The sequence below is a fragment of the Fictibacillus enclensis genome, from assembly GCF_030123385.1.
GTDB classification, from domain to species: Bacteria; Bacillota; Bacilli; order Bacillales; family Fictibacillaceae; genus Fictibacillus_C; species Fictibacillus_C enclensis.
Map to the genome: position 1 here is coordinate 2810597 of NZ_CP126109.1, position 25649 is coordinate 2836245.

Genomic DNA, 25649 nt, shown 5'->3' on the forward strand with positions numbered 1-25649 from the left:
TCTCTTTGCCTTAATAAACGCCCAGCGTTACTTCATCGGTGATCAAATCCGGCTCGGTGCAGTTTTTAATATCCTCAATACTGTACCCATTAGCTACTTCAATCAGCTTCAGTCCCTGATCCGTTACATCAATAACCGCTCGGTCCGTAATGATCCGGTCCACTACTCCCTTTCCTGTCAGCGGCAGACTGCAATTTTTCAGGATTTTGCTCTGTCCGCTCTTGTTGACATGCTCCATAATGACAATGATTTTTTGCGCGCCATGAACAAGATCCATGGCACCGCCCATTCCTTTGATCATTTTCCCCGGAATCATCCAGTTGGCCAAATCACCGGTTTCTGATACTTCCATACCACCCAGGATGGCAATATTCACATGTCCTCCCCGAATCATGGCAAATGATTCTGCGCTGTCAAAATAGGAGGCTCCCTTGATGGCAGTCACGGTCTCTTTTCCGGCATTGATCAAGTCGGGATCCACTTCCGTTTCTTTAGGATAAGGGCCAATTCCAAGCAGCCCGTTTTCCGACTGCAGCACCACACTCTTATTCTCGCTTATGTAGTTCGCGACCATAGTCGGCATACCGATGCCGAGATTTACATAAAAGCCATCCTCTATTTCTTTTTCTGCTCTTCTGGCGATTTTCTCTCTGCTATTCATAGCCCATCCCCACTTTCTCTCTTTATGATTGAACAGTCAGTCGCTCAATGCGCTTTTCCTGAGGCGCAACAATCATTCTCTGAACATAGATTCCAGGCGTGTGGATGCAGTCTGGATCCAGCTCACCAATCTCGTGCAATTCTTCGACCTCTGCAATGGTCACCTTGCCCGCTGCAGCCATCATTGGATTAAAGTTTCGCGCTGTTTTATTAAAAACGAGGTTGCCTGCTTTGTCGCCATGTGCTGCCCGAACGAGGCTGAAGTCCGCCGTCATCCCATGTTCCAGCACGTATTCCTTCCCATCAAATGTACGCACTTCTTTGCCTTCAGCAATCGGCGTACCTACGCCGGCCGGGGTATAAAAAGCGGGAATGCCCGCACCGCCTGCCCGGATGCGCTCAGCCAATGTGCCCTGGGGGGTGAGTTCAACCTCCAGTTCACCGGAAAGCACCTGGCGCTCAAACTCTTTGTTTTCTCCCACATAGGAACCCACCATTTTCTTGATCTGTTTATTCCGCAAGAGAAGGCCGAGCCCCCAGTCATCGATACCGCAGTTGTTAGAGATGACAGTCAGATCTTTTGTACCTGTTTCCACAAGAGCCAAAATCAATTTCTCCGGAATTCCTACCAGGCCGAATCCACCGACCATCAGTGTCGCACCATCCGGAATATCCTTCACTGCATTCAATGCACTGCTTTCCACCATTTTCATAATATGCCGTCCCCCTTATTTCCAATTTTCATTTTCAACAATGGTGGCTACACCCTGTCCGCCCCCGATACAAAGCGTGGCAAGCCCCAAACGGTTATTCCTTTTTTTCATCTCATGAAGCAAGGTGACAAGAATCCTTGCGCCGCTTGCCCCGATTGGATGTCCAAGGGCGATGGCTCCTCCGTTCACGTTTAATTTCTCTGTTGAAAATTGGAGTTCTCTTCCTACAGCCAGAGACTGTGCAGCGAATGCTTCGTTTGCTTCAATCAAATCAATATTCTCAAGGGTGACCCCGGATTTTTCAAGCACTTTTTTCGTGGCATCCACCGGTCCGATTCCCATAATGCTTGGATCCACGCCCGCGCTGGCGTTGGCAACGATTTTAGCAAGCGGTGTCAGTCCGAGTGCCTCGGCTTTTTTCCGCGATACCACCACAAGAGCCGCCGCTCCATCATTGATTCCCGATGCGTTCCCGGCTGTTACTGTGCCATCCTTTTTAAACGCCGGTCTTAACTTGGCAAGCCCCTCAGCCGTCGTTCCTTTTTTCGGATATTCATCTTCTGAGAATTGAAGCGGCTCTCCTTTTCGCTGGGGAATTTCAACAGATACAATTTCGTCTTTGAACTTTCCTTCATTGATCGCTTTTTCGCATTTTTGCTGGCTATCTGCTGCAAACTCATCCATTTCCTCGCGGCTGAGTCCATAGGCATCACACAGGTTTTCCGCTGTCATGCCCATATGGTAATCGTTAAATGCGCACCAGAGACCGTCATGGATCATGGAATCTGACATTTTTCCATCTCCCATGCGCAGTCCTGTTCTTGCGTTATCCAAAAGGTACGGTGCTCTGCTCATGTTCTCCATCCCGCCGCAGACGACGATGTCCGCCTCTTCAAGCATGATCGCCTGGCTTGCCAGATGCAGCGCCTTTAAACCCGATCCGCATACCTTGTTAATGGTCATTGCTGAAACAGAATTCGGAAGCCCTGCCTTAATCGCAGCCTGCCGCGCGGGGTTTTGCCCCAATCCTGCCTGTAGAACATTACCCATAATCACTTCGCTCACATCATCAGGAGAAACATTGGCGCGCTCCAATGCCTCTTTAATTACAATCGCCCCAAGTTCGGTGGCTGGTATATTTTTCAACGCGCCCAAAAAGCTGCCAATCGGTGTTCTGACAGCGCTTACAATCACTGCTTCCTGTATCGCCATAAATTTCTTCTCACTCCCGTATTTTTTTCTGAATTTTCCCTTTTATCATATCATATTTCCTCTCTCTGTATTGCATCTTAACTGGCCAAAACGTAAAATAAAGAGGAATCAATGACAGATATATACATAGGAGGAAGCATGGAATTACCCCAAAGAGTCTCGATCATTGAGGTTGGACCGCGCGACGGGCTTCAAAATGAAAAGCAGCTTGTTCCTGCCCAGGAAAAGATTAAATTCATTCAAAAACTGAAAGCCTCGGGAATTCAGGAAATGGAACTCACCTCTTTTGTTTCACCAAAATGGGTTCCGCAAATGAGTGATGCAGAACAGATCATCGAGCACTGCCTGGATGATGTCACGCGCAATCTTGTTCTCGTCCCCAATGAAAAAGGCGTTTCCCGCCTGCTTTCTTCCGGCTGCAAAAATGCCGCATTTTTTGTCGGTGTAAGCCACACCTTCAACCAAAAGAACATAAACAAAAGCACCAGAGACAGCATGGAAGAGCTTGCCCCGCTGATTAAAGATATGAAACGAAAGGGCTTCTTTGTCCGTGCCTGCCTTTCCACCGCTTTTTATTGTCCGTATGAAGGAAAAGTGGATGAGCAGGAGGTTCTTGCCCTCTCTGAGGAATTTGCGGCGCTTGGCGTGGATGAATTAAGCGTGGCGGATACCATCGGCCTTGCCAATCCGCAGGAAGTGTTCGAACTGTTCAGCCTTCTTAAGCACCATCTTCCTTCCACACTGTTGATTGCTGCCCATTTCCACGATACAAGAGGAATGGCCCTCGCGAATATCTTCTCTGCACTCCAGGCCGGTATCGATCGGTTTGATACATCTGCCGGCGGACTTGGCGGATGCCCATTTGCTCCGGGTGCAACCGGAAACGTCGCAACCGAGGATGCCGTATACATGCTTAATTCCATGGGGATCAGCACCGGGATTCAGCTTGAGCCCCTGCTGGAGGCTGTGGAATTTATTGCTCCCTTCGTTTCCCGCGGCCTTCAAAGCCGGCAATTTTTGCTCTCCAAACAGGAAAGAGCGCTTTGAGTTAAGCGCCCTTTCCTGTTTCTATTTTATTTTCAAACCGAAGATTCGGATTAAGCATCTGGTTTGGACTTTTTAGTTGAAATGTATTTTGCTCTTCTTTGTAATCAATCGTCATCTTTTCATCAAAAAATACCAGTTTGCTTTTTTCCATATATACGGGAAGAAAATTGGTATCCATCCTCACTGTCCCATCTGGCTGCTCATCGACCAGCCAGAGTGCAGACACACCACTTACCACGCAGCCGCAGCCATCCGTATCGTATTTCAAAAACAACTGTCCCCCCTGCACCTTGTGCTCTATTTTCTCTATTGCTTTTTCTGTCCATTCCAGGATCATTCATCATCACTGCCCTTCTCTTTTGTACGCTTGATCACATGAATTGCCCAGTCGCACCATTCAATCCAATGCTGCATATAACGTTTTCCAAATTCAGATGTTAAGTATTCTCCTAAATCTCCCTGGTTAAACTGCCCTTCTGGAAAATGACTGTCTCTCCATTTTTCCATTAAGCCATGGCCAAACATATGCTGTTCCTTTGCCCGCTCTAAAAAGGCAATTGCTTCATCGGGCGGGATTAACTGAAACAGCGATACCCGGAGCAGCAGATCGTCCTTTAAATTGGACGGGAGAATCTCCTTGCTCAGCAGCCACTGAAGCAGCGTATCATAGCCTTTATCTTCGAGCCGATATACTTTTTTATCTGGATAATCCACCTGATGAACCACTTGCGAGGAGACCAGTCCTTCTTCCTCCATCTTAACAAGCTGACGGTAAATCTGCGTATGATGGGCACTCCAGAAATGAATCATGGTTTCTTTAAACTGTTGGCTCAGTTCATATCCGGTTGCTTCATTTTTGGTCAATAAGCCAAGAAGCGCATACTTCAACGCCATCTTTTCATTCCTTCTTTCCGTATCTGTATGTCATTTTAACACATTCTTCACAATTAACTATGGTTAATGCTTGATATATTTATAGTACTTTTATTATACTAACCTTAAACATATGTGAAAATACACATATAAAATACTGAAGGAGAGTGAAACATGAACTGGCTAACGAAATTCAGCTTAAAGAACCCAGTCGCTATTTTTATTTTTTCTTTCTTGTTTATCCTGGGCGGCTTGTTTTCTTTTAGCTCCCTGAAAGTTGACCTGCTTCCGAATGTGGATTTCCCGCAAATCACCGTTCAGACCACCTACCCGGGCGCGTCTCCACAGGATGTCAACAAGCAGGTAACGGATGAGCTTGAAGAAAAATTAAAAAGCCTTAACAACGTAAAGTCGGTAAAAAGCACTTCACTTGAAAGTGTCTCAATCATAAACCTTGAATTTCCTTTTTCCGTAATCATGGATGATATAGAGGATCAAATTAACACAATCACTAAAGAAGCCGACCTTCCCGATACGGCTAGTGTTGAAGTGAACCGCTTTTCATTCGGAACCATCCCCATCTACAATATCTCTCTATTCCCTAAAGAAGGAGAGAACATTCAGCCCTTTGTTGAGGATGAGCTGGTGCCTGAACTGAAAAAAATTCAGGGAATCAATAACGTCTCAGTCGGCGGTGTGAAAGAAGATTTCGTATCCATTAAGGTCGACCAGAAAAAGGCGCAGCAGCTAGGATTATCATTGAGCACCATCAAAGACGAGATCAATTCTAAATTTCTCTCCTTCCCTGCCGGCAATGTGACCTCAGGTGACATCTCCGTGCCAGTGCGTGTCGAGGAACAACTAAAAACAATCAAGGAATTAAAATCCCTTGATCTGACTCCTTCGTCTCAAGGAACAGCCCAAAAATCATCTGGTCAAGAATCAGGAAGCGGAGCCCCTTCTGCCGGAGAACCTCCGGCCGGAGCTTCACAAAGCGGTGCAGGCACAGGTGCACCTTCCGGCCAAAGCGCACAGCAAGGTGGTGCAGGTGGCGGTGCTCCATCGGGTGCTGCAGCTCCACAAAGTGTTCAGCTTGGGGACATTGCCACCATTAAGCAGTCCGAAGATGTGAACGAAATTACCCGTTATAACCAAAAACGTTCTTTATCCATGGCGGTTACCAAAAAACAGGATGCCAATACCGTCGATGTCGCCGATAACGTCATGTCTGTTCTAAACAAAGACAAATACAAAGACAAAATGGACTATGCCATCGGTTTCGACCAGGCAAGCGGGATTAAGGAATCCGTGAATTCCCTGATCAAGGAAGGATTGTTCGGTGCACTCTTTGCTTCGTTAGCCGTTCTCTTGTTTTTGAGAAACATTCGTGCAACGATTATTGCGATTGTTTCCATTCCACTTTCGATTCTCATATCCGCGATTTTCCTGAATCAGCTCGATATTACGCTTAATATCATGACGCTAGGCGGAATGGCTGTAGCAGTGGGCCGGGTCGTGGATGACAGCATCGTCGTCATTGAGAACATCTTCCGAAGGATCCGCAAAAGCAGCGGAGAATACAGCAAAAACGAATTGGTCATCGATTCGACCAAGGAGATCCTCCGTGCGATTGTATCCTCCACATTGACGACCGTGGTAGTGTTTCTGCCGCTCGGGTTTGTCGGGGGTATTACCGGAGAATTCTTCCTGCCGTTCGCTTTAACCGTCGTCTTTGCCCTTTTGGCTTCCTTACTTGTAGCCATTACGATCGTGCCGATCCTGGCCAAGTTCGCGTTCAAAAAAGTGAAACCGGAAAACAACGATGGTCCTCTTCAGCGGGCGTACGCGAAAGTGATCCGCTCGTCCCTGAACCATAAATTCATCGTCCTGTTCGTTTCCATCGTTCTTCTCGCAGGCTCTCTGTTCCTGTCTACAAAGCTTGGAGCTGTCTTCCTGCCGAATGAAGAACAAAAGACCATTACGGCAAACATTGAACTTCCTGCCTCCACCACTGTGGAAAAAACAAATGACGTGTCACTGAAGGTGGAGAAGATGCTCGATCAGCGGGATACCGTAAAAGAGGTAACCGCCGGCATTGGCAGCCGTGACTTCCAGTCCGGGTTAAAACGTGAGAATGTAGCCAACTATTTTATTAACCTTAAAAAAGATACCAATGTGGATAAAGAGATCAAATCTCTCGAAAAAGAAATCCAGACCATTGTGGACGAGGACAGCAAAGATGCTGTGGTCAGCCTGCAGGAAGCGCAGTCGGGCGGGCCGCCGTCTAACAATGAAGTTAACATCGATTTGTATTCCAACAATCTCGATGACCTGCAAAAAGGTGCTGCATCCGTTGAAAAATACATGAAATCACGTAACGACCTTAAATATGTATCCAATAACTTCAAAGATACCCAGCGTCAGTGGATCGTAAAAATTGATACGAAAAAAGCCGCAGATGCCGGAGTCTCAGGCTATACGGTGCTCGGCATTATCAATGATGCCACCAAGCCTGTCTCTGTCGGTAACCTTGAACTGAACGGAAAAGAAAGTGATGTCCGGCTTGCCTATAATAAAGCGCCGAAATCCCTTGATGAAGTTAAGGACCTTAAAGTTTACGGCACCAAAGGCCCGGTTGCCCTTTCAGAAGTGGCAGACATTCAGGATGTAGATGCTGTAACCGCGATTCAGAAACTCGATGGCAAGGTTTATGCTCAAGTGTCTGCACAGATTCCGGGCAATGACGTCCAAGGTGTCACACAGGATGTCATCAAGAGCGTAAATGATAAAGTGGACCTTCCAAAAGATGTGTCGACTGAAGGTGGTGGCGGAAGTGAAGAAACCACCCAAACCTTTAAAGAGCTTGGCCTAGCCATTGCTGTAGCCATCGGCCTTGTCTACTTGACGATGCTCATCACCTTCGGCCGTGCACGGATCCCATTTATTATTCTGTCATCTCTTATTTTCGTTCCGGTGGGTGCAATAGGCGGTCTGTACCTGGCGGATGAGCCGCTTTCAGTCAGTGCGATGATCGGCATTCTCATGCTGATCGGAATCGTAACCACCAATGCCATCGTTCTCGTCGACCGGATCGGACAAAACCGCGATCTGAAAGGCATGACAATTCGAGAAGCATTGCTTGAAGCCGGAAAAACACGACTTCGACCAATTCTGATGACGGCATTTGCCACAATTGCAGCCCTTATTCCGCTGGCCCTGACCTCTTCATCGGGTACGCTGATTTCAAAAGGGCTCGCCGTGGTGGTAATCGGCGGTTTGACGACCTCCACCCTGCTCACATTACTTATTGTTCCTGTACTATATGAACTCTTTTTCAGGAAGCAGGCGAAAAGAGAACAACGGGAATCCAAAGCCTGATCTCCAAAATAAAACGGTGGAACCTGTTGGTTCCGCCGTTTTTCCTATATGAAGAACGCGTTCAGCCGGTCAGGTAGGCGTTCAGCCGGTCAAGTAGGCGTTCAGCCGGTCAGCCGGCAGCCCTTCGTTTCCGTTTTTTGTACAAAAACTTGTAGAGCAGGTAACAAAGTAGTAAAGCGCCTGCACCAATCAGAATGTATGTCTGTGACGCTTCGAGAATGGAGTTGACGGTTTTTATTTCACCCAGCCTGCCCAAAAACAACATGGCAATGGCCAGGGGGAAAACACCAATAAAGGTTAATATTCCAAACTTCCAGCGGTTTACCTTGCTCATCCCTGCCGCATACGAAACATAGTTTCCTATACCAAACGGGCGCGAAAGCGCGATGCTCCACTCACCGTATTTTTTGAATACCCTTTTGGTTTTCTCTACCTTTTTCTCATCAAACTTCTCTCTCATCTTGCTTTCCAGCTTATAGCCGATCATGTACGGCACATAACTGAACAATGTATAAACAGCACTTACCGCTAATGCCAGCAGCACTGTCTCCATTGGACTTGGCTTCAGCAGAAACCCATAGATTAAAATAACGAGCGCTCCGGGAAAGGGAACGGAGGAAGCTTCCAGTGCCGTTCCAATGAACAGGCCTGCAGCCCCCAGCTCTCGTAAAAAATGAAAAATCATTTCAAACACAACATTCATTCTCCTTTCCTGTCTTATCCTCCTCTTTATTCCCTTTCCCGCCAATTTCAATCTCTTTGGTTTAATCGCCTCGGGTATGGGGTAGATACGTTTTAAATCGACTATTATACAATCCATTTCAGGAGGATATCATACATGAAAAAGATTTGTTCAAAAACCGTTTCCATGACACAGGATGCTTCTAAATTTACCATTCAAAAGATAACAGATTTCGTCAATTTATCACGTTCTTATCAATCCAACGTGTTTCTTTGCAAAAACGGCGTCACCCTTCATGCAAAAAAATTATCTTGCCTGGTTACCTTCTTTATGATGCTTCGCAAGGATGAATCCTTTCTCCTGATTACAGAGGGCGCTGATGCAGACTCCGCGATCCAGCAGCTGCTTCAACAGCTTACACCATCACAGGCCACTACATAAAAGAAGCGCTGAATTGTGTCAGCGCTTCTTTCTTTAGGTTTCGCCTTATAGGCCAAGCTTTTTTTGCCACCTTTTTCTTGTGACCACAGGCAGCACAATCAATATGATCAAAATAATCGATGAAATTAAAATTTCCTTCATGCCGGTATGGGCCACCGAAGATCCAATATAGGTATACGCCAGCGTTCCCGGTATGATGCCAATGGCCGTTGCTGCCGCATAATCTCTGAATTTCACATTTGCCGCTGCTGTAAGATAGCTGACAAGGTCGTAATTCAGGATGGGCAGTAACCGGAGAATCAGCACATATATGAAGCCTTTCTCTTTGATGCCCTCCTGCACTTTTTGATACTTGCCCTTCCATTCTTTTTTCATCGCCCTTTTTCCAATCCATCTTACCGCCAGATAGGTCATCAGCCCTCCGGAAAGCGACCCGATGTAGGTATACATACAGCCGTAGTATAGTCCAAAGGCCAATCCACTTGTAATCGCAAACACAGAGGATGGAAACAGCACAAAGGGTCTGAGACCGTACAGCACAATAAAGACAATGGGTGCCCATACGCCCCAGGAAAGAATCCACTCCCTAAATACTTCCGGTGTTAAATTCAAATACTTGTGGTTGAAATACCACAGCAGGGCCACACTTATAGCGATTATTAAAATTTTCATCCAATTTCTTTTGCTGCGAATCAATCGATGTTTCTCCTCTCTCCTGTCTTACCTTTATATTTTCCATTACTTTCCGATAGAAGTCACTTTTATTTTCATTATATTTATGACATTTCCTCCTTACTCCTTCATAAGCTGTATAAAAAAGGAGAGACAGGGGGAGAGAAGCGATTTGAAAGTCATTGCGAAAAAACCCATCTATGCCAAAGATGCCGGCCAGTTTGTGCAGTTTACCAGCCGTTTTGAGGAACCGGTGTATGTAAAAAAAGGAGAGAAAACGGCTGACGGCAAAAGCCTTCTCGGATTGATTTCCTTATCGATCCAGCCGGGACAGGAGATTGAAATAACAAGCAGGGCCGATTTAGCCGGTCTGCAGGACCAGCTGTTCCAATCCGATCTGTTTGAAAACGCCGACTAAGCCGGCTGGTAATGAACTGCCCCCTGAATGCCAGTGGGGCAGTTTTTTCATACCAGCCAGCTGTTTTTTGCGCCTTATAAATGGATAATGGCGACGATTGTCTGCAGGTAAACGTCCTGCCGCCCTCCTGCTTCATCCATCATCCTGAGCATACGGCGGTAGGGATCGTAATAATGGATGCGTCCCCTCACTCGTTTGCTCGTGAGAGCGCCGCCCCGGCACATAATCTCCACCTGGCTTGCCTCTTCCATAGCCAGAAGAATCTGCTGATTCATCTCCTCCAGCAGCTGCTCATCCCATTCATGGTCTTCAGCTGCATCTCTGTCTTCCTGTTCCCATTCCCTTAAGTGCTTCACATGCTCCGGCAGCATCATGGAGGTCCATTTCAGGCTTCCTCGGTCTTTGATCATAGGTGAGGCGTCCTCCTTTCTCTATGCCTTATGGCCGCCCAGGAGGGTACTGCGGTGCAGTGCTGTCCCCCCGCTCGTATACGAGACGGCCCGAAGAAGAGCAGTTGATCCGTACTTTTTGCGGATATCATCCATCACATACCCAAGCTTTCGTTTTTTGGGATGCTCCAGCGTAAAGATGCTTAATTGAGTCTCATTGTCCTCGCACACATTGGAAAGGCAAATCGAAATCTTTCGGACGGTCTTTCCTTCATAAAACGTATGAAACAACTCCAGGCAGATCTCATAGATCTCCATTGTAATATTGGTCGGTTCCGGAACGGTTTTTGAGCGGTAAAACCCTCCTCCCCATTCCTCCTTGCTGTAGCCGATTCCAAGGCTGACCGTTCTCCCTGCCTTTTTGGCTGTCCGGGCCCTCCTTGCCACCTCTTCGCACATTTCGAGGATGACATGCTGTACCTCCTTCGGGTCCGTATAATCCCTCAGGAGAATCTGGCTTTTGCCATAGCTGATCTGTCCCTGCATAATGGGCGCCCCGACCTCCGAGAGGTCCACACCCCAGGCATGATAATACAGCTGGTTTCCCATAATGCCGAACTTTTTTTCCAAAAGCGCCAAAGGATAGTGGGCGAGATCCCCGACCGTCGTGATCCCCATCAGGTTGAGCGTCCGTTCCACCCGTGACCCAATGCCCCACATCTTGCTCAGGGGCGAAAGGATCCATAGTTTTTTCGGAATATCCTCATACGTCCACGTGGCCACCCCTTCCTTTTTCGCCTCCAAATCAAGACAGAGTTTCGCCATCAGCATATTGGGGCCGATGCCGATCGCGCAGGGCAGGCCGAACTCTTCCTTGATGGCGGTGCGAATGGCTGTTGCCAGCTGCATCGGCCCTCCCCATAACCGTTCGGTGCCGTCCGCCTGTATGAAGCTTTCGTCCACACTGTACGTATGAATGGCTTCCTTCGGGACGAATCGGTTAAGCAGACGCGTGATCTCCATGGAGCGCTTTAAAAAAAAGGACATTTGGGCGTCCACAATATGAATGCGGCTGTCTTTGGGAATTTCAAAAAGCCGGTTTCCCGTCCGGATACCAAAGTCCCTTTTTAAACAGGGAGAAGCAGCCAGGACCACGCTTCCCTGCCTTTCGGTGTTCCCGACGACGGCAAGGTAACAGTCCAGCGGATCCAGCCCTAAACGCACAGCCGCACAGCTGGCATAAAAACTCTTCATGTCCATGCACAAAATTGAACGATTTTGAACCTTGGAATAATCGATCAACTTCCTCACTCCTTCAAATACAAACGTTCGTTCCCTTTATTATGTATACCCATTTTAACCGAATATATGTTCTGTTCTCAATGGAAATTTTTTCAGGTACTTTTCCACCCTTAAAAATCATTGACCACGGATGGCAGGTAAGCTAAATTGTGTACAAGAGGAAAGGGTGAAGATAATGGAAGAGCGCCTGCTGCGCAAATGGCTGGAAAAAGCCTTGTTAACCTATTTTGACGATAAAGAAACCATCCCGTATACGGAAAAGGAATATGCCTTGCTTTTGGAGCACATCCAAAAGGATTGGCAAACCGCAGAAGGATCGGACCCTTACCTCGCCGTGCAGGATGTCGTATATGATTTTGTGACCCAACAATAAAAACCCTCTCTTGTCTTTAAGAGAGGGTTTGCGTTATCCGTTGCTTTCCACCGTTTCCTTTTCAAAAAAATGTTCCCATGCTTCCCGGATCCCCCCGGCGCAGTGGTTTTCTGCCCGGAAAATAAGCGGATGTTCAGGAAGCTTTTTCAGTTCATCCTGGCAGTTCCCCACCACAACGGCAGGATAGCCCATTGTAATCATGTCACGATCATTTCCGGAGTCGCCGGCAATAAGAACATTGGCTTTCTCCCACCCCTTTTCACGAAGCAGAAAGGAAAGGGCTTCACCCTTGCCAGCATTTGGCGGAAGAATGTCCACATCTCTGCCCGAGCTAAAAATCAGCTTGTGCGGTACTCCGTTTTCTTCCAGTTTTTGTTTTACTTCTTCAAATGCTCCTGCATCCTCGGCAAAGTAAGAAAGCCGGTGTGTAGATGGAATGGATTGAGGCGTAAGCCCGCTGCACTGGGCGGCAATCCGGGAAATTTCCTCGGGCCACCACTGCTCCTCCAGTGTTTTTTTCCATCGCTCATGAAGCTCCGGATCATCAAAATCATACATTTCTGTTCCTACATCGGAAATGAGGATGGATGGCATAGGGAGGTTTTCTGCCTTGATCAGTTCCATCGTCGAATCATGATGCCGTCCGGTCACATAGACGAGTTCAACCTCATAGGTTCGTTCCCCGTAATATTCAAATAAGGCAGAAGTCAGTTCCTTTTCTCCTACAAGCGTTCCATCAAGATCAGTAGCTAAAAGATGTGTAACGTTTTTTTGTTTCACCTTCCAGAACCTCCTCATATACCTGCTCGACTCTCGCTGCCACATTTGGCCAGCGATAATCGCGTTCTGCAAGAGAGGACGCCTGTTTGCCAAGCCTTTGTGCGATAATATCATTGTTTAAAATAATTTCAAGGGTCAAAGCCAGATCCTGCGGGTCTTTTGGTGTAACAAGCAAGCCGGTTTCCCCTTCAACGACCACGTTTTGCAGTCCGCCGACACGCGATGCAATCACAGGGCAACCGCAGGCCTGGGCTTCTGCGGCCACCATACCGAACGATTCATAATAGGACGGCACAACCGCCACATTCGCCGCATTAAAGTAGGCTGCCAGTTCTTCCTGGCTTTTTGGCCCGACAAAACGGACATAACGCTCGATTCCTTTTACCCATGAGCGCTGTTTCTCCGCCACCGGAAGCTGGTCGTCGTCGATCTCTTCCTTTTGTCCTCCGGCCAGAACCAGTTTGGTGTCGGACGGCACATCGCCCCATTGGATTAAATACCTGAAAGCTTGAAGCAAGGTTTCAACGCCTTTCGTTTCTTCGAGCCTTCCTGCATAAAATACCAAAGGTCCATGGACGCCAAGCTTTTGTTTGGTAGCTGATCGCTGGTTATATGGATAAAATGTAGGAGATACACCAATTGGAATAACATCTACAGGCGCAGGCTGTTTAGCCACTTCATGAATCAGGCTTTTTTCGCTGTTGGTGGTGGCGATCACACGGTTGGCGGAACGGAGAATGGTTCGTTCATACTGAAATCTGCGCTCATCCCTTTCTCCTGTAGCCCGTTCTTTTGCAGCGCCAAGGGAATGTGATGTATGAACAAACGGTATGTTGTATTTTCTGCGGAGCTGGCGTCCGAGGATCCCGGAAAGCCAGTAATGAGTATGAATAATGTCATATTGGTCAAGAGGTGCAACCTCTTCAATTTCTTTAAAAAATGCCGGCAAGATTTGAAACATCTCATTTTTTGATACAAACCCTTTAATTCCGGCTTTGATGCGGATGACTTTTGCACGTTTTCCAAAGTTCTCTATCTGCGGGGCATCTTTATCACACCAATGGGTTATTACATCAACATCCCATCCCCTGTTTTCCATTGCCAGGGCCAGGTGGTATACATAATTATTTTGTCCTCCGGCTTGCTTTCCACCGAGTTTTGCAAGCGGATCCCCATGATCTGAAATAAATAAAACTTTTTTATTCATTGTCGTTACCCCTCTTTCTATTGTTGCGGTCGATAGCCTGTACTAGATATACCCCAGTTTTGGCCCGAACAAACCACATTTAGTACTTAAGTCCCAGTGAATTAAGACTTTTTACCTTTTATTGAGAAGGTATGGAAATAAGGAACCCGAATAAATAAAGAAAAATCATCATTTTTTTACAAAATTTTGTTTACATAATAATATTATCGTTCACTTTTGTTTAAAGGCATTACCGGCCAGTTTTTCAACGAGCCTTGGAAACATTTGATACAGTTTACTTCCGGCATTCATCCAGCCGGGAAGATTGATTTCCCGGACCGGACGTCCCACGGCCGAGAGAATTTTCTTTGAGACATATTCCGGTGACAGCATCCACTTTTTAATATTGCCTTCATAGGATCCAGATTTATCCGCGATTGAAAAAAAGTTGGTTTCAATCGGCCCGGGATTTACCGTGGTCACATGAATCCCGCTTTCGGCAATCTCCATCCTCAATCCGTTTGAAAAACCAAGCACCGCATGCTTTGACGCCGCGTAACCGCTGGATTTCGGGGTAGAAATTTTACCCGCCTGGGAAGCGATGTTGATGATATGGCCCGATCCGCGCGATATCATTTGCGGCAGCACCGCCTGCGTGCAGGCCATAAGCCCGATCACGTTCGTCTGCATCATGCCTGAGAGGTCTTTAAGGTCGGCATCGACAAAATAGTCAAAAATTCCGAAGCCGGCATTGTTAATCAGCACATCAATCTGTAAATCAGAAGTGATTTCGTGAAACACTCTGCTGACGTCTTCGGTAATCCCGACATCCAGTTGATGGATGACCGGCTCACGGTTTCCTTCCGCCTTTATTTTTTCCTTTATGTGTTCAAGCTTCTCTTTATTGCGGGCAATCAGTACAAGATGTGCTCCCATGCGGGCCGCGTCCAAAGCCACCTGAGCCCCCAGACCGCCGGAAGCCCCTGTAATCACAATCACTTTGTCTTTTACCTGGTTCATCGTTTTTACTCCTATTCTGCTTTCCTGTAATATAGAACATCCTGAATTTGCTCAATCCGCACTTTTCCCTCTGCCTCAAGCAGATCCAGATGCCCTACCGTTTCTGACAATGTGAGTCCGGGCTCTTTTTTATACACCCGCGGGAACAGCTGCCGGCTGAGTTCATAGGCAGTCATTTTTTCCGCAAGCATTGATCGAAGCACTTCTGCTCTGTTGTTCTGTTCCTCCAGCCTTTCCTGGATCAGCTCCCGGCAATTGGTAATGTCATCGCCATGTCCCGGCAGAATCCGCTTGACCGGGAGAACAGCTGCTTTTCGCAGCGATTCCCTGTACTGCAAGAGGGGTCTGGGCCGGCGGGTTTCTCCGGGCTCGGGAGGTTCTATGAGCGCATTGGAGGAAACACGCTGGAGGAGAAAGTCCCCGCCGACCATCATTCCGCTTTCTTGGTGAAACAGTGAGAGATGGTCCGGAGAATGCCCGGGAGTTTTGATCATCATCCATCCCGGCAGGCCGGGAATCTCCTTCCCCTCCGATATCATTTTGTCCGGATGAACCACAGCAGAATACCCGAGATATCGCTGCAGCTTGTATTCCTCCAGCTGGGAAGCCTCTGCAGGCATCCCTGATTTACTATAAAATGACTCGTAAAATTGGTTTCTATGTAAAAAGTATTCCGGGTCCTGGCTGAGATACGGAATTTGTTCCTTGCTTGCCAGAACCGGCGGCGGGGATGCAAAGCACGCATATAATCCAACATGATCGGGATGATAATGAGTAAAAATAATCTGCTCAATATCGTTTACGGTAACGCCCCAATCGCGAAGCTTTTCCTGAAAAACCGACCAGGCCTCCGGTGTTTTCGGGCCGCAATCGACAAGAGTCAGCTTCTCTCCCGGAATAAGATACACATTGACATTTCCTACCGGAAAAGGGGTGGGAAGCTCGATGGCCATCATTTTTTCTTTCAAGGGTGCACCAGACCTCCTTACGTTGCATAGTATAATCAGTATAGCAAAACTTCCACTCTTTAAATAAATGAAAATTCCAAAAAAAGATGGAATAGCCTTGACATACTAGAGGTGTCCATTGCATAATATCTTTTAATAACTAAACGTTGAAACGGCGCTGAAAGGGACCAGTACTTCATAGAGCGGCTAAAAGAGAGCGGAATCCACCGGCTGAAAGATTCTGCAAGCACGTGATGAACGAACCTATCCCCCGAGCCATCAGGGATTGAACCTGATCGTATGCCTTCGATACAGGCAACAAGCTGGGCTTTATTATCAAGCCAATTAAGGTGGTACCGCGGATCGCACTCCTCCGTCCTTTTTCTAGGATGAAGGAGTGCGTTTTTAGTTTACCTAAATTGGAGGGATAGCCGTGAATAAAAAAATTGCCTTTATTGGAGCAGGTGCGATGGCTGAAGCCATGATTTCGGGTATGATTGCCAAAAAACTGGCTGACCCAAAAAATATTATTGTGACAAACCGAATCAATGCCAAAAGGCTGCAAGAGCTTCAAGAAAACTATAAAATTACCGTTTCGAAATCTGCTGGTGATGCCGCACACCACGCTGATATACTCATTCTGGCAATGAAACCGAAAGATGCAGAACAGGCCCTGCGGTCATTAAATAAAGCCGTTCATGCGGATCATATCATCATCTCGGTTCTCGCAGGTATTTCAACTGGCCTGATTTCGTCACTGCTTGATGCCCCGGTCCCTGTCATCCGGGCCATGCCAAACACTTCTGCAGCCATTGGGTATTCGGCAACAGGCATCGCTGGCGGGAAATTTGCCGAAGTTAAACACATGCAGCTCGCCGAAGAATTATTCAGCTGTATCGGCACCACAACCTGCCTTCGGGAAGAAAGTCTGCATGCCGTAACCGGTTTATCGGGCAGCGGCCCCGCGTATGTTTACTATCTGGTAGAAGCCATGCAGCAGGCTGCTTCTTCCATGGATATCAGTGAGGAGGAAGCGCGAGACCTCATCGCCCAAACACTTCTTGGGGCTGCACACATGGTGAAGATGAGCGGGGACCATCCCCAAAAGCTTCGCCAAAATGTGACCAGCCCGGGAGGCACAACCGAAGCCGGCATTCAGATGCTCGACCATTTCCAAGTGAAAAAAGCGATTGAGCAATGCGTCAAACGGGCGGCCGAACGATCAGAAGAACTTGGTAAAATGTACAGCCGGCCATCAACCCAAGAAATAGTTTGACAATTCTGTTATTTCGTTTTATAATAAAAGACCAAACGTCAGCAACGGGAGGTATAATATGCTTGATCAAGAAGAAGTCAAGCGGTACAATCTGTTGTTTAAAGAATTTCAGCAGTTCCTCACCCGGCCATTGACAAAAAAGGAAAAAGATTTTATAAAATGGATTGTAAAAAATGATATGAGCATCGAACACCGTTCTTCGGCGAATGCAACATAACCAAGCCTCCCGCCAGGAGGCTTTTTTTCTTGTAAGGCAGGCGGTTTATTCCCCGAGCGTTCTGGTAATGGTATAGGACAGAAAGGAGTTTTTCCAGATATGACAAAAATCTATGGACACCGGGGCGCAAGCAAAGTATGCCCGGAAAACACCATGGCGGCCTATATAAAGGCGTTGGAATTGGGGGCAGAAGGCCTGGAAATTGATGTTCATTTGACGAAAGACGGCATCCCGGTTGTCATCCATGACGAAACAGTAAAACGGACAACCAACGGAAAAGGGTATGTAAAAAACATCAGCCTTTCAGAAATTAAACTGCTGGATGCGGGCAGTTGGTTTTCTCCAGAATTTCAAAACGAACGAATTCCGACACTTGAGGAGTTTCTTCAGTGGATCCGCACGACTCCTCTTTTGCTTAATATCGAATTGAAGAACAACAAGGTGTATTACGAGGATTTGGAACAAAAGGTATACAACCTTGTGAATGCATATGGCATGAAAGAAAGGACCATTTATTCCTCTTTTAATCATTACAGCCTGGTTCTGTTAAGAAACATGGATCCTTCCATCGATATCGCTCCTCTTTATACGTCGAACCTGTATGAGCCTTGGAATTATGCAAAACGGCTTGGTGCCTGGAGCGTGCACCCTCCCTTTAAAAGCCTTCATCCCCCTATCCTCGAAGGGCTCCGCCAGCATAACGTCTCGGTCAGGCCATACACGGTCAACCAAGAAAAATGGCTCTATTATTTCTTTCAATACGAAGTGGATGCGGTGATTACCGACCAGCCCGATTTGGCGCGTGCCGTCCGAAATGGAGAAGTCACCGTCAAAAAAAGCTTTATGAAAAAAAAATGACCGCAAAGAAGTGATCCAAATGTGGGTCACTTCTCTTCGCTCATTTTTCCATATCAGCTGCTATGGGCTTTTCCAGGGGAAATACGGAAAAGTCATTTGCCATTGATGTATTGGGAAATACCTCCCGCGCTTCCTCCAACAGCAGATGTTTCTGTTCTTTATGATACCTGGAACTGATATGATTGATGATCAATGACGAAGCATTCGCCTTCCTGGCGGTCAAGGCTGCGATTTTTGCAGAAGAATGGCCAAATTCGGCAGCCTGTTCAGCCAATTCATGAAGAAACGTCGCTTCATGCACAAGCACCGTAGCGTCTTTCCCAAGCTTTATGGCGTTGTCGCAAGCTTTGGTATCACCCAGGATCGTAATAATTCTTCCCGGAACGGGAGCGGAAAGAAAATCCTTGCTTTTAAGAACGGTTCCGTCTGGCAGCGTCAAATCTTTGCCTTTTTTCAGCTCCTGATACAAAGGGCCGGGAGACACTCCGCTTTTTTGCAGCAGCTCCGCTTTCAGTTTGCCGGGCTGTGTGGATTCTTCCACGCGGTACCCAAAACAGGGAATCACGTGATCGAGCAGACTGCTGTAAACGCGACGGCCATTTTCCTCACAAACCAGTCCTTCCGAGATTTCAACCACTTCAAAGGGATAGGTGAGGTAGGTTGAGCTTACCTTCAGGCAAATTTCCAAGTACTCTTTGATTCCCGGAGGGCCATATACCGTAAGCAGGCTATCTTCACCGCTTTGAAATGACCTGCTGCCAAGCAGCCCGGGAAGCCCAAAAATGTGGTCCCCATGAAGATGAGTAATGAAAATCTTAGTGATTTTACGCGGCTTAATGGCCGAAGTATTCAAAATTTGATGCTGCGTAGCTTCCCCGCAGTCAAAAAGCCAAACCTCTCCACCTCGTTGAAGAAATTTCAGCGCAACGGATGAAACATTCCTCTCTTTCGATGGCATTCCGGCTCCTGTGCCCAAAAAATGAAGTTCCATATCTCAACTCTTCCTTTCATGCCATAAAATAAAAACCGCCAGCAGCTGGTAGAGGATGATAAAAAGTAAAAGCAAACTTCCGCCGGCCAAAAAACCAGCCACCACATCGCTCGGATAATGCACGCCAAGATAGATCCGGCTCAAACCCACAAGTAAGATATACAAAGAACCCAAGGCAGCCACCAGGCGCCTTGCCCACGTCCGCTTTATGTGGACCGCCAAAAAATAAAAAAGCAATCCGAAAAATCCGGCTGAAATCATGGCGTGTCCACTTGGAAAGCTGTACCCGCCAATCTCCACGAGCTGATGAAAGGATGGCCGTTCTCTTTCATACACATCTTTCAGAAAAAAATTCCCATAGCGGGTTGTAAATAGACAAATCGTTAAAACGAGAGGTTCCAGCCACTGCCGGCGCCAGATAATAAAAAAAACAGAGAAGACCAGCAACGAAAGCCATTCATTCGTTTTTGCGGCGCTGTTGGTAATCCAGATAAAAAGCCGGGTCAACTCCCCGGGCTGATAAGCGGTCAAAGCAGAAATAATCATGTGGTCCATTTTTTCCACTTCCGAACCGCTATACCCCAGGGCAAGCAGAACAAAGAAAGCCGCTAATCCTACCATTCCAATCAAGAGCCAGAGCTTGACGACTTTTCCCAAAACATTGATCACCACCCGGGATTAAAAAGCTTCTATCTATAAAGGTTATGATGGACCTGCCTTCCATTTGCCTCTGATGATGGATTGCTGCCCAAACTTTTTTTGAAGGTCACTGACCAACCGGTTAACATCTGCTTGCTTTTTTTCCTGTTCGAACGTAAAAAGATCCATTTGTTTATAGGCATTTTCCCGGGGGATAACATCTGCTGCCGTAATGCCAAGAAGCCGAATGGGATCTCCATTCCAATGCTTTTTAAATAAATTCCACGCCATTTTAAGGATGATGTCCTTATCATGAAATGGGTTTTCAAGGGATTTACTCCGCGTCACCGTCTTTCTGTCTGCATACCGTATGACAATCTGCAGATTTTGCCCCACCACTTTCTTTTGCTTCATCCTCCGTTCAACCGATTCTGCAAGGCTTTCAAAGACCCTTTTAATTTCCGGTTCATGATCCAGGTCTTCTGCCAGTGTGGTGGAATTTCCAACGGACTGAAACTCAGAAGCCCGCTCGGGATTAACGGGCCGGTCATCAATGCCGTTGGCACGCTCCCACATCTTTATCCCATTGATTCCAAAACGGTGCTTCAGGCTGTACGCATCTTCTTTTGCGAGGTCACCGATGGTATGAATGTTGAATGTTTTCAACTTCTCTTCCGTTGCTTGGCCAATGCCATGCATCTCCCCTACGCCTAGCGGCCAAAGGATGGTACTCATTTCCCTTTTTCTTAAAACCGTAATACCCATGGGTTTTTTCATGTCAGATGCCATTTTGGCAAGAAACTTATTGGGTGCGATTCCTATGCTGCAGGGCAATCCAAGCTCATGATAGATCCTGTTTTGTATTTCACCTGCGAGTTCAACCGGGTTCATGGATGAAGCTGTCACATCCAAATAGCCTTCATCAATGGATACAGGTTCCACGAGATTAGTGTACTCCCTCAGAAGTTGAAACATCCGGTTCGACATCATTCTGTATTTTGGAAAATCAGGCCTGCGTACAATCAGGGAAGGACACAGTCTTTTTGCCTGCCAGAGGGTCATGGTGGTTTTAACACCAAACTTCCTCGCTTCATAGCTGCATGTGACGATGATGCCCCTGCGTTCTTCGGGATTTCCTGCAATCGCAAGCGGCTTGCCTTTTAATGCGGGATCCATCATGCTTTCCACAGAAGCATAAAAGCTATTCATGTCCACATGCAGAATGAATCTGCGTTTATGAGTTGAACGATCCATGTGCTTCCCTCTCCTTTTCATGGATTCCATCATTATTATATGAAAAGAGAAACGAGAATAAAAGGCAAAAGCCGTGGAGACTCAACACCGTCAAAAAAGACAAGGCGTATTTACCTTGTCTTCACCTCGCTCCTCAGCTGCTTCCCGGTGGCTTCAACCCACTCCACATACTCCGAGCCATGGAAATGCTGATTTATTTCTTTATGTAACCGGCCCAGCTGAAGCAGAAACTCCGCTTGATCTTCCTGCTGCCCCCATGTCCGCAAATATTCATAAATTGAATTTTTTCCTTCGGCGGACATCTCCTGTTTTTTAGCCCCTTCTTCAGTGAGACTCACATACGAAATTCTCCGGTCATGATCCTTTTTCAGCATCTGCACCAACCCTTTTTCTTTCAATCGTTTAATCACCTGCATTACGGTTGAAACATCCCATAATCCGAGTTGGGCAATACGTGATATGGTGGCTTCCTGTTCAAAGGATACAATCCACAAAATATGCTGCTCCGCTTGTGTCAGGCCAAGCGCCTTAGCAGACTTTTGCCAATCTTCCTCCAAAACTTTATAGACTCCCCGCACATAATTCATCATCATATGCATGTCCGCAACTTCACTCATCCTATCCCTCCGGCTCTTCATCCAATTTAAACATAATTTCCCACAATTAAACTACCACCAAATATACTAACAGCTGAGGTTCCTGTCAATTCAAACTTACAGCCTGCAATCAAGAAAAAAAGAGGGCCAACACAATTTCATGGCTGGCCCTTTTTATTATTCTCCTGCAACCTCTTGAATAACTGCAACCACAATTTCAGCTGTTTTTACCAGTTCTTCAATTGGCATTTTTTCATTTTTGGTGTGAATGTCCTCATAGCCTACCGCCAGATTCACGGTTGGAATGCCATGTCCTGCGATCACGTTAGCATCACTTCCACCACCACTTTGCAGCAGGCGGTGAGGGCGGTTAACCCGTGCGGCCGCTTTTTTCGCAACTTCCACGACATGGTCGCCATCTCCGAATTTAAACCCTGGATACATCACTTTTACAGCAACATCTGCACGGCCGCCAAGGCTTTCTGCCGTGTTTTCAAACGCTTCTTTCATCTTTGCAACCTGCTGTTCCATTTTTTCTGCGATGAGAGAACGTGCCTCTGCCAGAATGGAAACATGGTCGCATACAATGTTGGTTTGCGACCCGCCTTCAAACCTTCCAATATTAGCTGTTGTTTCTTCATCAATGCGGCCAAGCGGCATTTTTGAAACCGCCTTGGCTGCAATGGTAATTGCAGACACACCTTTTTCCGGTGCTACACCGGCATGTGCGGTTTTTCCGTAAATATCAACAATCAGTTTGGCCTGAGTAGGAGCAGCCACAATGATGTCACCCACCTTGCCATCACTGTCGAGTGCAAAACCGAATTTGGCGGTAAGCTTGGAAGGATCAAGTTCTTTTGCTCCTACGAGGCCGGATTCCTCACCCACGGTAATGATAAATTGAATATCACCGTGCTTAATATTTTTTTCTTTTAAAATTCTCACGGCTTCAAACATTGCCGACAGGCCAGCCTTGTCATCCGCTCCGAGAATGGTGGTTCCGTCTGTAACAACATATCCGTCCTTAACTGAAGGCTTGACGCCTACACCTGGCACCACTGTATCCATGTGTGATGTGAAATAAATGGGATCGATTCCCTCTTTATTCCCTTTCAGTGTGCAAATCAAATTGCCTGCTCCGTGTTCTGTTGTTGATTCAGCGTCATCCTCAAAAACTTCCACGCCCAAATCAGTGAATTTTTTAGTTAATACTTTGGAAATCTCTTTTTCAAATTTTGTTTCGGAATCGATCTGAACCAATTCCAAAAATTCATCCAGCAATCGTTGTTCATTTACCATTATGTCTTTCCTCCATTATAACGGGATATTGCCATGTTTTTTCCAGGGCCGTTCTTCCTGTTTTGTGCGCAGCATTTCAAGAGCCTGGATGCACTTGATCCTAGTGTCACGCGGATCGATTACATCATCAACCATGCCCCTTGCCGCCGCAACATAAGGATTGGCAAACTTCGTGCGGTATTCATCGATTTTAGCCTGTCTGGTCGCTTCTGGATTCTCACTTTGCTCAATTTCTCTTGCAAAAATAATATTGGCAGCTCCCTGAGGCCCCATCACGGCAATCTCCGCATTAGGCCAGGCAAAAACCAGATCCGCCCCGATCGATTTGCTGTTTAATGCCACATAGGCACCGCCATATGCCTTACGGGTGATTACGGTGATTTTCGGAACAGTGGCTTCGGAATAGGCATAAAGAATTTTGGCTCCGTGTCTTATGATTCCGCCATGCTCCTGTTTAATTCCTGGAAAAAACCCGGTGACGTCCTCAAAGGTGATGATCGGAATATTGAAAGCGTCACAAAACCGAATAAAGCGCGATGCCTTATCCGAAGAATCAATATCAAGGCCGCCAGCCATCATTTTTGGCTGATTACATACTAATCCTACCACTTCTCCCTTGATCCTTGCAAAACCAACGACTATATTTCTCGCAAAATGAGCGTGCACCTCCAAAAACGTATCGGAGTCAACCACCTGCTCGATTACTTTTCGTACATCGTATGGTTTGGTTGCATCAACAGGAACCACGTCAGCAATTTCAGGAAGGTCATCGCTTGCTTGCGGATTTCCTTTCTTGATGTCCGATTTTTCTTTATTATTCTGAGGAAGCAGTTCCACCAAAGCTCTCACCTGTTCGAGAACCTCAGCCTCCGTTTCGCCCATAAAATGAGCATTTCCACTTTTCGTGCTGTGAACTTTTGCCCCTCCAAGATCTTCAGAAGAAATCTTTTCACCCGTCACGGTCTCAATTACTTTTGGCCCCGTAATGAACATCTGGCTCGTTTTTTCCACCATGAACACAAAGTCGGTAATCGCCGGTGAATAAACCGCGCCGCCTGCACACGGTCCCAGGATCACCGAGATTTGTGGGATTACCCCCGAGTAGATGGAGTTTCTGTAGAAAATTTGTCCATAGCCATCGAGCGACACAACCCCTTCCTGGATGCGTGCTCCACCTGAATCATTCAATCCGATGAAAGGTGTACCGTTCTTGGCTGCAAGGTCCATAACATTGGCGATCTTATGGGCATGCATCTCGCCAAGCGCACCGCCAAAAACGGTAAAGTCCTGAGCAAACAAATATACCGGACGGCCATGAATTTTTCCATACCCCGTGACCACACCTTCCCCGGGAGCTTTCATATTTTCCAGGCCAAAGTCGGTACATCGGTGTTCAATAAAGGGGTTCAGCTCAATGAAGCTGCCTTCATCAAGCAACAGGTCAATCCGTTCCCTGGCCGTTAATTTTCCCCGCTCATGCTGCTTGTCGATTTTATCATCTCCACCGCCGAGCTCGATTTCACGTTTTCTGTCATATAATTCATCCATTTTATCGTACATATCCATTTAGGAAGCGCCTCCTTCAATTTCCGTTTTGTCACACAGTTCGAACAGCACCTTGTGTGCGGAAGAAGGATGAATAAACGCAATGGAAGCACCGCCGGCACCTTTTACCGGTTCTTCCTGAATCATTTTGATGCCTGCATTTTTAAGCTCACCGATCCGCTCTGAAATTCCTTCCACGCCAAGGGCGACATGATGAACCCCCTGTCCCCGTTTTGTGATGAATTGCCTGATCGGGCTCTCTTCACTTAACGGTTCAAGCAGCTCGAGGCGGCTCTCACCAATTTTGATAAAAGCCACCTTTACGTTTTGTGAAGGCACTTCTTCAATAGCTTCAAGTTTCAAACCAAGCGTGTTCACGTAAAACGGAAGTACTTCGTCCAAGGATTCAACTGCTATTCCAATATGATCGATTTTTTTAGGAGGCTCCATGCCGATTGAAGCGGGATAGCCGTCCCGGGCACGAACCGCGGCTTCAATGAACTTTGCCGTTTCAATAGTGGGTGTGCCAGGAGTAAATATTTTTTGGACGCCTGCCGATTCTAGAAACGGGATATCCTCCCATGGAATCACACCTCCGCCAATGACGATGATATCACCCGCTCCGCGTTCCTTTAAAAGAGCCATCACTTCCGGAAACAGTTCATTATGGGCACCTGAAAGACATGATAATCCAATGGCATCCACATCCTCCTGCACGGCGGCTGCCACGATTTGCTGCGGCGTCTGACGAAGCCCTGTATAGATAACCTCCATGCCATAATCGCGAAGAGCCTGAGAAATAACCAGCGCTCCCCGGTCATGCCCATCCAGGCCTGGTTTCGCAACCAGCACACGTATTTTCTTATTCATTGTTCATCCAC

Annotated in this window: 28 protein-coding genes; 8 read left to right on the forward strand and 20 right to left on the reverse strand. The window is 46.9% G+C overall.

Annotation, left to right across the window (positions count from 1 at the left end):
• Positions 1–10: 10 nt before the first annotated feature.
• From QNH15_RS14765 to QNH15_RS14775, 3 genes are read right to left on the reverse strand one after another with little or no spacing between them, the layout of a single operon-like run.
• Positions 11–661, reverse strand: coding sequence for a CoA transferase subunit B (locus QNH15_RS14765; protein WP_061970837.1), 651 nt, complete (start codon positions 659–661; stop codon positions 11–13).
• Positions 662–683: 22 nt separating this feature from the next.
• Positions 684–1373 carry a CoA transferase subunit A gene (locus tag QNH15_RS14770; protein WP_283889127.1) on the reverse strand — a complete coding sequence of 230 codons (690 nt, stop codon included), beginning with the start codon at positions 1371–1373 and terminating at the stop codon, positions 684–686.
• A gap of 15 nt (positions 1374–1388) precedes the next feature.
• Entirely contained in the window at positions 1389–2585 is a 1197-nt protein-coding gene (locus QNH15_RS14775; RefSeq protein ID WP_283889128.1) for an acetyl-CoA C-acetyltransferase, read from the reverse strand.
• 138 nt (positions 2586–2723) lie between these two features.
• Here QNH15_RS14775 and QNH15_RS14780 point away from each other — a divergent pair, with 138 nt between their 5' ends.
• Positions 2724–3632 carry a hydroxymethylglutaryl-CoA lyase gene (locus tag QNH15_RS14780; protein ID WP_283889129.1) on the forward strand — a complete coding sequence of 303 codons (909 nt, stop codon included), beginning with the start codon at positions 2724–2726 and terminating at the stop codon, positions 3630–3632.
• 1 nt (position 3633) lies between these two features.
• Here the strand turns inward: QNH15_RS14780 and QNH15_RS14785 are convergent, their stop codons facing one another.
• Positions 3634–3969 carry an iron-sulfur cluster biosynthesis family protein gene (locus QNH15_RS14785; protein WP_061970845.1) on the reverse strand — a complete coding sequence of 112 codons (336 nt, stop codon included), beginning with the start codon at positions 3967–3969 and terminating at the stop codon, positions 3634–3636.
• Positions 3966–4526 (reverse strand): PadR family transcriptional regulator, encoded by a 561-nt coding sequence (locus tag QNH15_RS14790; RefSeq protein ID WP_283889130.1) that lies wholly within the window; start codon positions 4524–4526, stop codon positions 3966–3968. Before QNH15_RS14790 ends, QNH15_RS14785 begins: the two co-directional genes overlap by 4 nt.
• A 153-nt stretch (positions 4527–4679) precedes the next feature.
• Between QNH15_RS14790 and QNH15_RS14795 the strand changes: the two genes are divergently transcribed.
• Entirely contained in the window at positions 4680–7883 is a 3204-nt protein-coding gene (locus tag QNH15_RS14795) for an efflux RND transporter permease subunit (RefSeq protein ID WP_283889131.1), read from the forward strand.
• 109 nt (positions 7884–7992) lie between these two features.
• On the opposite strand, the gene QNH15_RS14800 is transcribed toward QNH15_RS14795, so the two are convergent.
• Positions 7993–8568: a DedA family protein gene (locus QNH15_RS14800; RefSeq protein ID WP_283895580.1), complete on the reverse strand. Its 576-nt coding sequence runs from the start codon at positions 8566–8568 to the stop codon at positions 7993–7995.
• Positions 8569–8721: 153 nt separating this feature from the next.
• Between QNH15_RS14800 and QNH15_RS14805 the strand changes: the two genes are divergently transcribed.
• A complete protein-coding gene (locus tag QNH15_RS14805; RefSeq protein WP_283889132.1) occupies positions 8722–9006 on the forward strand; it encodes an HPr family phosphocarrier protein in 285 nt (94 codons plus the stop codon).
• A gap of 45 nt (positions 9007–9051) precedes the next feature.
• On the opposite strand, the gene QNH15_RS14810 is transcribed toward QNH15_RS14805, so the two are convergent.
• Positions 9052–9702: a TVP38/TMEM64 family protein gene (locus QNH15_RS14810; RefSeq protein ID WP_283889133.1), complete on the reverse strand. Its 651-nt coding sequence runs from the start codon at positions 9700–9702 to the stop codon at positions 9052–9054.
• 148 nt (positions 9703–9850) lie between these two features.
• Here QNH15_RS14810 and QNH15_RS14815 point away from each other — a divergent pair, with 148 nt between their 5' ends.
• Positions 9851–10096 carry an HPr family phosphocarrier protein gene (locus QNH15_RS14815; protein WP_283889134.1) on the forward strand — a complete coding sequence of 82 codons (246 nt, stop codon included), beginning with the start codon at positions 9851–9853 and terminating at the stop codon, positions 10094–10096.
• Between the two features lie 74 nt (positions 10097–10170).
• Here QNH15_RS14815 and QNH15_RS14820 read toward each other — a convergent pair whose 3' ends face one another.
• Both QNH15_RS14820 and QNH15_RS14825 read right to left on the reverse strand, forming a co-directional pair.
• Positions 10171–10506: a YolD-like family protein gene (locus QNH15_RS14820; protein WP_283889135.1), complete on the reverse strand. Its 336-nt coding sequence runs from the start codon at positions 10504–10506 to the stop codon at positions 10171–10173.
• Between the two features lie 21 nt (positions 10507–10527).
• Entirely contained in the window at positions 10528–11787 is a 1260-nt protein-coding gene (locus tag QNH15_RS14825) for a Y-family DNA polymerase (protein WP_061970860.1), read from the reverse strand.
• A gap of 175 nt (positions 11788–11962) precedes the next feature.
• Here QNH15_RS14825 and QNH15_RS14830 point away from each other — a divergent pair, with 175 nt between their 5' ends.
• The gene (locus QNH15_RS14830) at positions 11963–12160 is read left to right on the forward strand and encodes a YqzH family protein (protein ID WP_283895582.1); all 198 of its coding nucleotides are present in this window, start codon (positions 11963–11965) and stop codon (positions 12158–12160) included.
• A 33-nt stretch (positions 12161–12193) separates the two neighbouring features.
• On the opposite strand, the gene QNH15_RS14835 is transcribed toward QNH15_RS14830, so the two are convergent.
• From QNH15_RS14835 to QNH15_RS14850, 4 genes are all read right to left on the reverse strand, one after another.
• Positions 12194–12940 carry an HAD-IIB family hydrolase gene (locus QNH15_RS14835; protein WP_283889136.1) on the reverse strand — a complete coding sequence of 249 codons (747 nt, stop codon included), beginning with the start codon at positions 12938–12940 and terminating at the stop codon, positions 12194–12196.
• Positions 12903–14147 (reverse strand): glycosyltransferase, encoded by a 1245-nt coding sequence (locus QNH15_RS14840; protein WP_283889137.1) that lies wholly within the window; start codon positions 14145–14147, stop codon positions 12903–12905. The genes QNH15_RS14835 and QNH15_RS14840 overlap by 38 nt, the downstream gene beginning before the upstream one ends.
• Before the next feature lie 210 nt (positions 14148–14357).
• Positions 14358–15146 (reverse strand): SDR family NAD(P)-dependent oxidoreductase, encoded by a 789-nt coding sequence (locus QNH15_RS14845; RefSeq protein WP_283889138.1) that lies wholly within the window; start codon positions 15144–15146, stop codon positions 14358–14360.
• 11 nt (positions 15147–15157) lie between these two features.
• Positions 15158–16114: an MBL fold metallo-hydrolase gene (locus QNH15_RS14850; protein WP_283889139.1), complete on the reverse strand. Its 957-nt coding sequence runs from the start codon at positions 16112–16114 to the stop codon at positions 15158–15160.
• 406 nt (positions 16115–16520) lie between these two features.
• Between QNH15_RS14850 and proC the strand changes: the two genes are divergently transcribed.
• The 3 genes from proC to QNH15_RS14865 all read left to right on the forward strand — a co-directional run bounded on the left by proC (position 16521) and on the right by QNH15_RS14865 (position 18444).
• The gene (proC, locus tag QNH15_RS14855) at positions 16521–17369 is read left to right on the forward strand and encodes a pyrroline-5-carboxylate reductase (RefSeq protein WP_283895584.1); all 849 of its coding nucleotides are present in this window, start codon (positions 16521–16523) and stop codon (positions 17367–17369) included.
• Positions 17370–17427: 58 nt separating this feature from the next.
• Positions 17428–17586, forward strand: a complete 159-nt coding sequence (locus QNH15_RS14860) for a hypothetical protein (protein ID WP_156412564.1) — start codon at positions 17428–17430, stop codon at positions 17584–17586.
• A gap of 99 nt (positions 17587–17685) precedes the next feature.
• Positions 17686–18444 (forward strand): glycerophosphodiester phosphodiesterase, encoded by a 759-nt coding sequence (locus QNH15_RS14865; RefSeq protein WP_129475162.1) that lies wholly within the window; start codon positions 17686–17688, stop codon positions 18442–18444.
• 40 nt (positions 18445–18484) lie between these two features.
• Here QNH15_RS14865 and rnz read toward each other — a convergent pair whose 3' ends face one another.
• The 7 genes from rnz to mce form a co-directional block, all read right to left on the reverse strand.
• Complete coding sequence (gene rnz, locus QNH15_RS14870; RefSeq protein WP_283889140.1) at positions 18485–19435, reverse strand: ribonuclease Z; 951 nt, start codon at positions 19433–19435, stop codon at positions 18485–18487.
• A 3-nt stretch (positions 19436–19438) separates the two neighbouring features.
• Complete coding sequence (locus tag QNH15_RS14875; protein ID WP_283889141.1) at positions 19439–20092, reverse strand: phosphatase PAP2 family protein; 654 nt, start codon at positions 20090–20092, stop codon at positions 19439–19441.
• A 45-nt stretch (positions 20093–20137) separates the two neighbouring features.
• Complete coding sequence (locus QNH15_RS14880; protein WP_283889142.1) at positions 20138–21328, reverse strand: DNA polymerase IV; 1191 nt, start codon at positions 21326–21328, stop codon at positions 20138–20140.
• Between the two features lie 110 nt (positions 21329–21438).
• Complete coding sequence (locus QNH15_RS14885) at positions 21439–21945, reverse strand: winged helix DNA-binding protein (protein ID WP_061970885.1); 507 nt, start codon at positions 21943–21945, stop codon at positions 21439–21441.
• Positions 21946–22101: 156 nt separating this feature from the next.
• Complete coding sequence (locus QNH15_RS14890; RefSeq protein WP_283889143.1) at positions 22102–23223, reverse strand: tripeptidase T; 1122 nt, start codon at positions 23221–23223, stop codon at positions 22102–22104.
• A gap of 15 nt (positions 23224–23238) precedes the next feature.
• Complete coding sequence (locus QNH15_RS14895; RefSeq protein WP_283889144.1) at positions 23239–24789, reverse strand: acyl-CoA carboxylase subunit beta; 1551 nt, start codon at positions 24787–24789, stop codon at positions 23239–23241.
• Positions 24790–25638, reverse strand: a complete 849-nt coding sequence (gene mce, locus QNH15_RS14900) for a methylmalonyl-CoA epimerase (RefSeq protein ID WP_283889145.1) — start codon at positions 25636–25638, stop codon at positions 24790–24792.
• Positions 25639–25649 lie beyond the last annotated feature (11 nt).

Coding starts and splice junctions, on each gene's coding strand:
- QNH15_RS14790 (WP_283889130.1), bottom strand. CDS start 4,526: ATGGCGTTGAAGTATGCGCTTCTTGGCTTATTGACCAAAAATGAAGCA.
- rnz (WP_283889140.1), bottom strand. CDS start 19,435: ATGGAACTTCATTTTTTGGGCACAGGAGCCGGAATGCCATCGAAAGAG.
- QNH15_RS14880 (WP_283889142.1), bottom strand. CDS start 21,328: ATGGATCGTTCAACTCATAAACGCAGATTCATTCTGCATGTGGACATG.
- QNH15_RS14830 (WP_283895582.1), top strand. CDS start 11,963: ATGGAAGAGCGCCTGCTGCGCAAATGGCTGGAAAAAGCCTTGTTAACC.
- QNH15_RS14885 (WP_061970885.1), bottom strand. CDS start 21,945: ATGAGTGAAGTTGCGGACATGCATATGATGATGAATTATGTGCGGGGA.
- QNH15_RS14845 (WP_283889138.1), bottom strand. CDS start 15,146: ATGAACCAGGTAAAAGACAAAGTGATTGTGATTACAGGGGCTTCCGGC.
- QNH15_RS14785 (WP_061970845.1), bottom strand. CDS start 3,969: ATGATCCTGGAATGGACAGAAAAAGCAATAGAGAAAATAGAGCACAAG.
- QNH15_RS14890 (WP_283889143.1), bottom strand. CDS start 23,223: ATGGTAAATGAACAACGATTGCTGGATGAATTTTTGGAATTGGTTCAG.
- QNH15_RS14840 (WP_283889137.1), bottom strand. CDS start 14,147: ATGAATAAAAAAGTTTTATTTATTTCAGATCATGGGGATCCGCTTGCA.
- QNH15_RS14820 (WP_283889135.1), bottom strand. CDS start 10,506: ATGATCAAAGACCGAGGAAGCCTGAAATGGACCTCCATGATGCTGCCG.
- QNH15_RS14775 (WP_283889128.1), bottom strand. CDS start 2,585: ATGGCGATACAGGAAGCAGTGATTGTAAGCGCTGTCAGAACACCGATT.
- mce (WP_283889145.1), bottom strand. CDS start 25,638: ATGAATAAGAAAATACGTGTGCTGGTTGCGAAACCAGGCCTGGATGGG.
- QNH15_RS14805 (WP_283889132.1), top strand. CDS start 8,722: ATGAAAAAGATTTGTTCAAAAACCGTTTCCATGACACAGGATGCTTCT.
- QNH15_RS14795 (WP_283889131.1), top strand. CDS start 4,680: ATGAACTGGCTAACGAAATTCAGCTTAAAGAACCCAGTCGCTATTTTT.
- QNH15_RS14865 (WP_129475162.1), top strand. CDS start 17,686: ATGACAAAAATCTATGGACACCGGGGCGCAAGCAAAGTATGCCCGGAA.
- QNH15_RS14895 (WP_283889144.1), bottom strand. CDS start 24,789: ATGGATATGTACGATAAAATGGATGAATTATATGACAGAAAACGTGAA.
- QNH15_RS14800 (WP_283895580.1), bottom strand. CDS start 8,568: ATGATTTTTCATTTTTTACGAGAGCTGGGGGCTGCAGGCCTGTTCATT.
- QNH15_RS14780 (WP_283889129.1), top strand. CDS start 2,724: ATGGAATTACCCCAAAGAGTCTCGATCATTGAGGTTGGACCGCGCGAC.
- QNH15_RS14860 (WP_156412564.1), top strand. CDS start 17,428: ATGCTTGATCAAGAAGAAGTCAAGCGGTACAATCTGTTGTTTAAAGAA.
- QNH15_RS14770 (WP_283889127.1), bottom strand. CDS start 1,373: ATGAAAATGGTGGAAAGCAGTGCATTGAATGCAGTGAAGGATATTCCG.
- QNH15_RS14765 (WP_061970837.1), bottom strand. CDS start 661: ATGAATAGCAGAGAGAAAATCGCCAGAAGAGCAGAAAAAGAAATAGAG.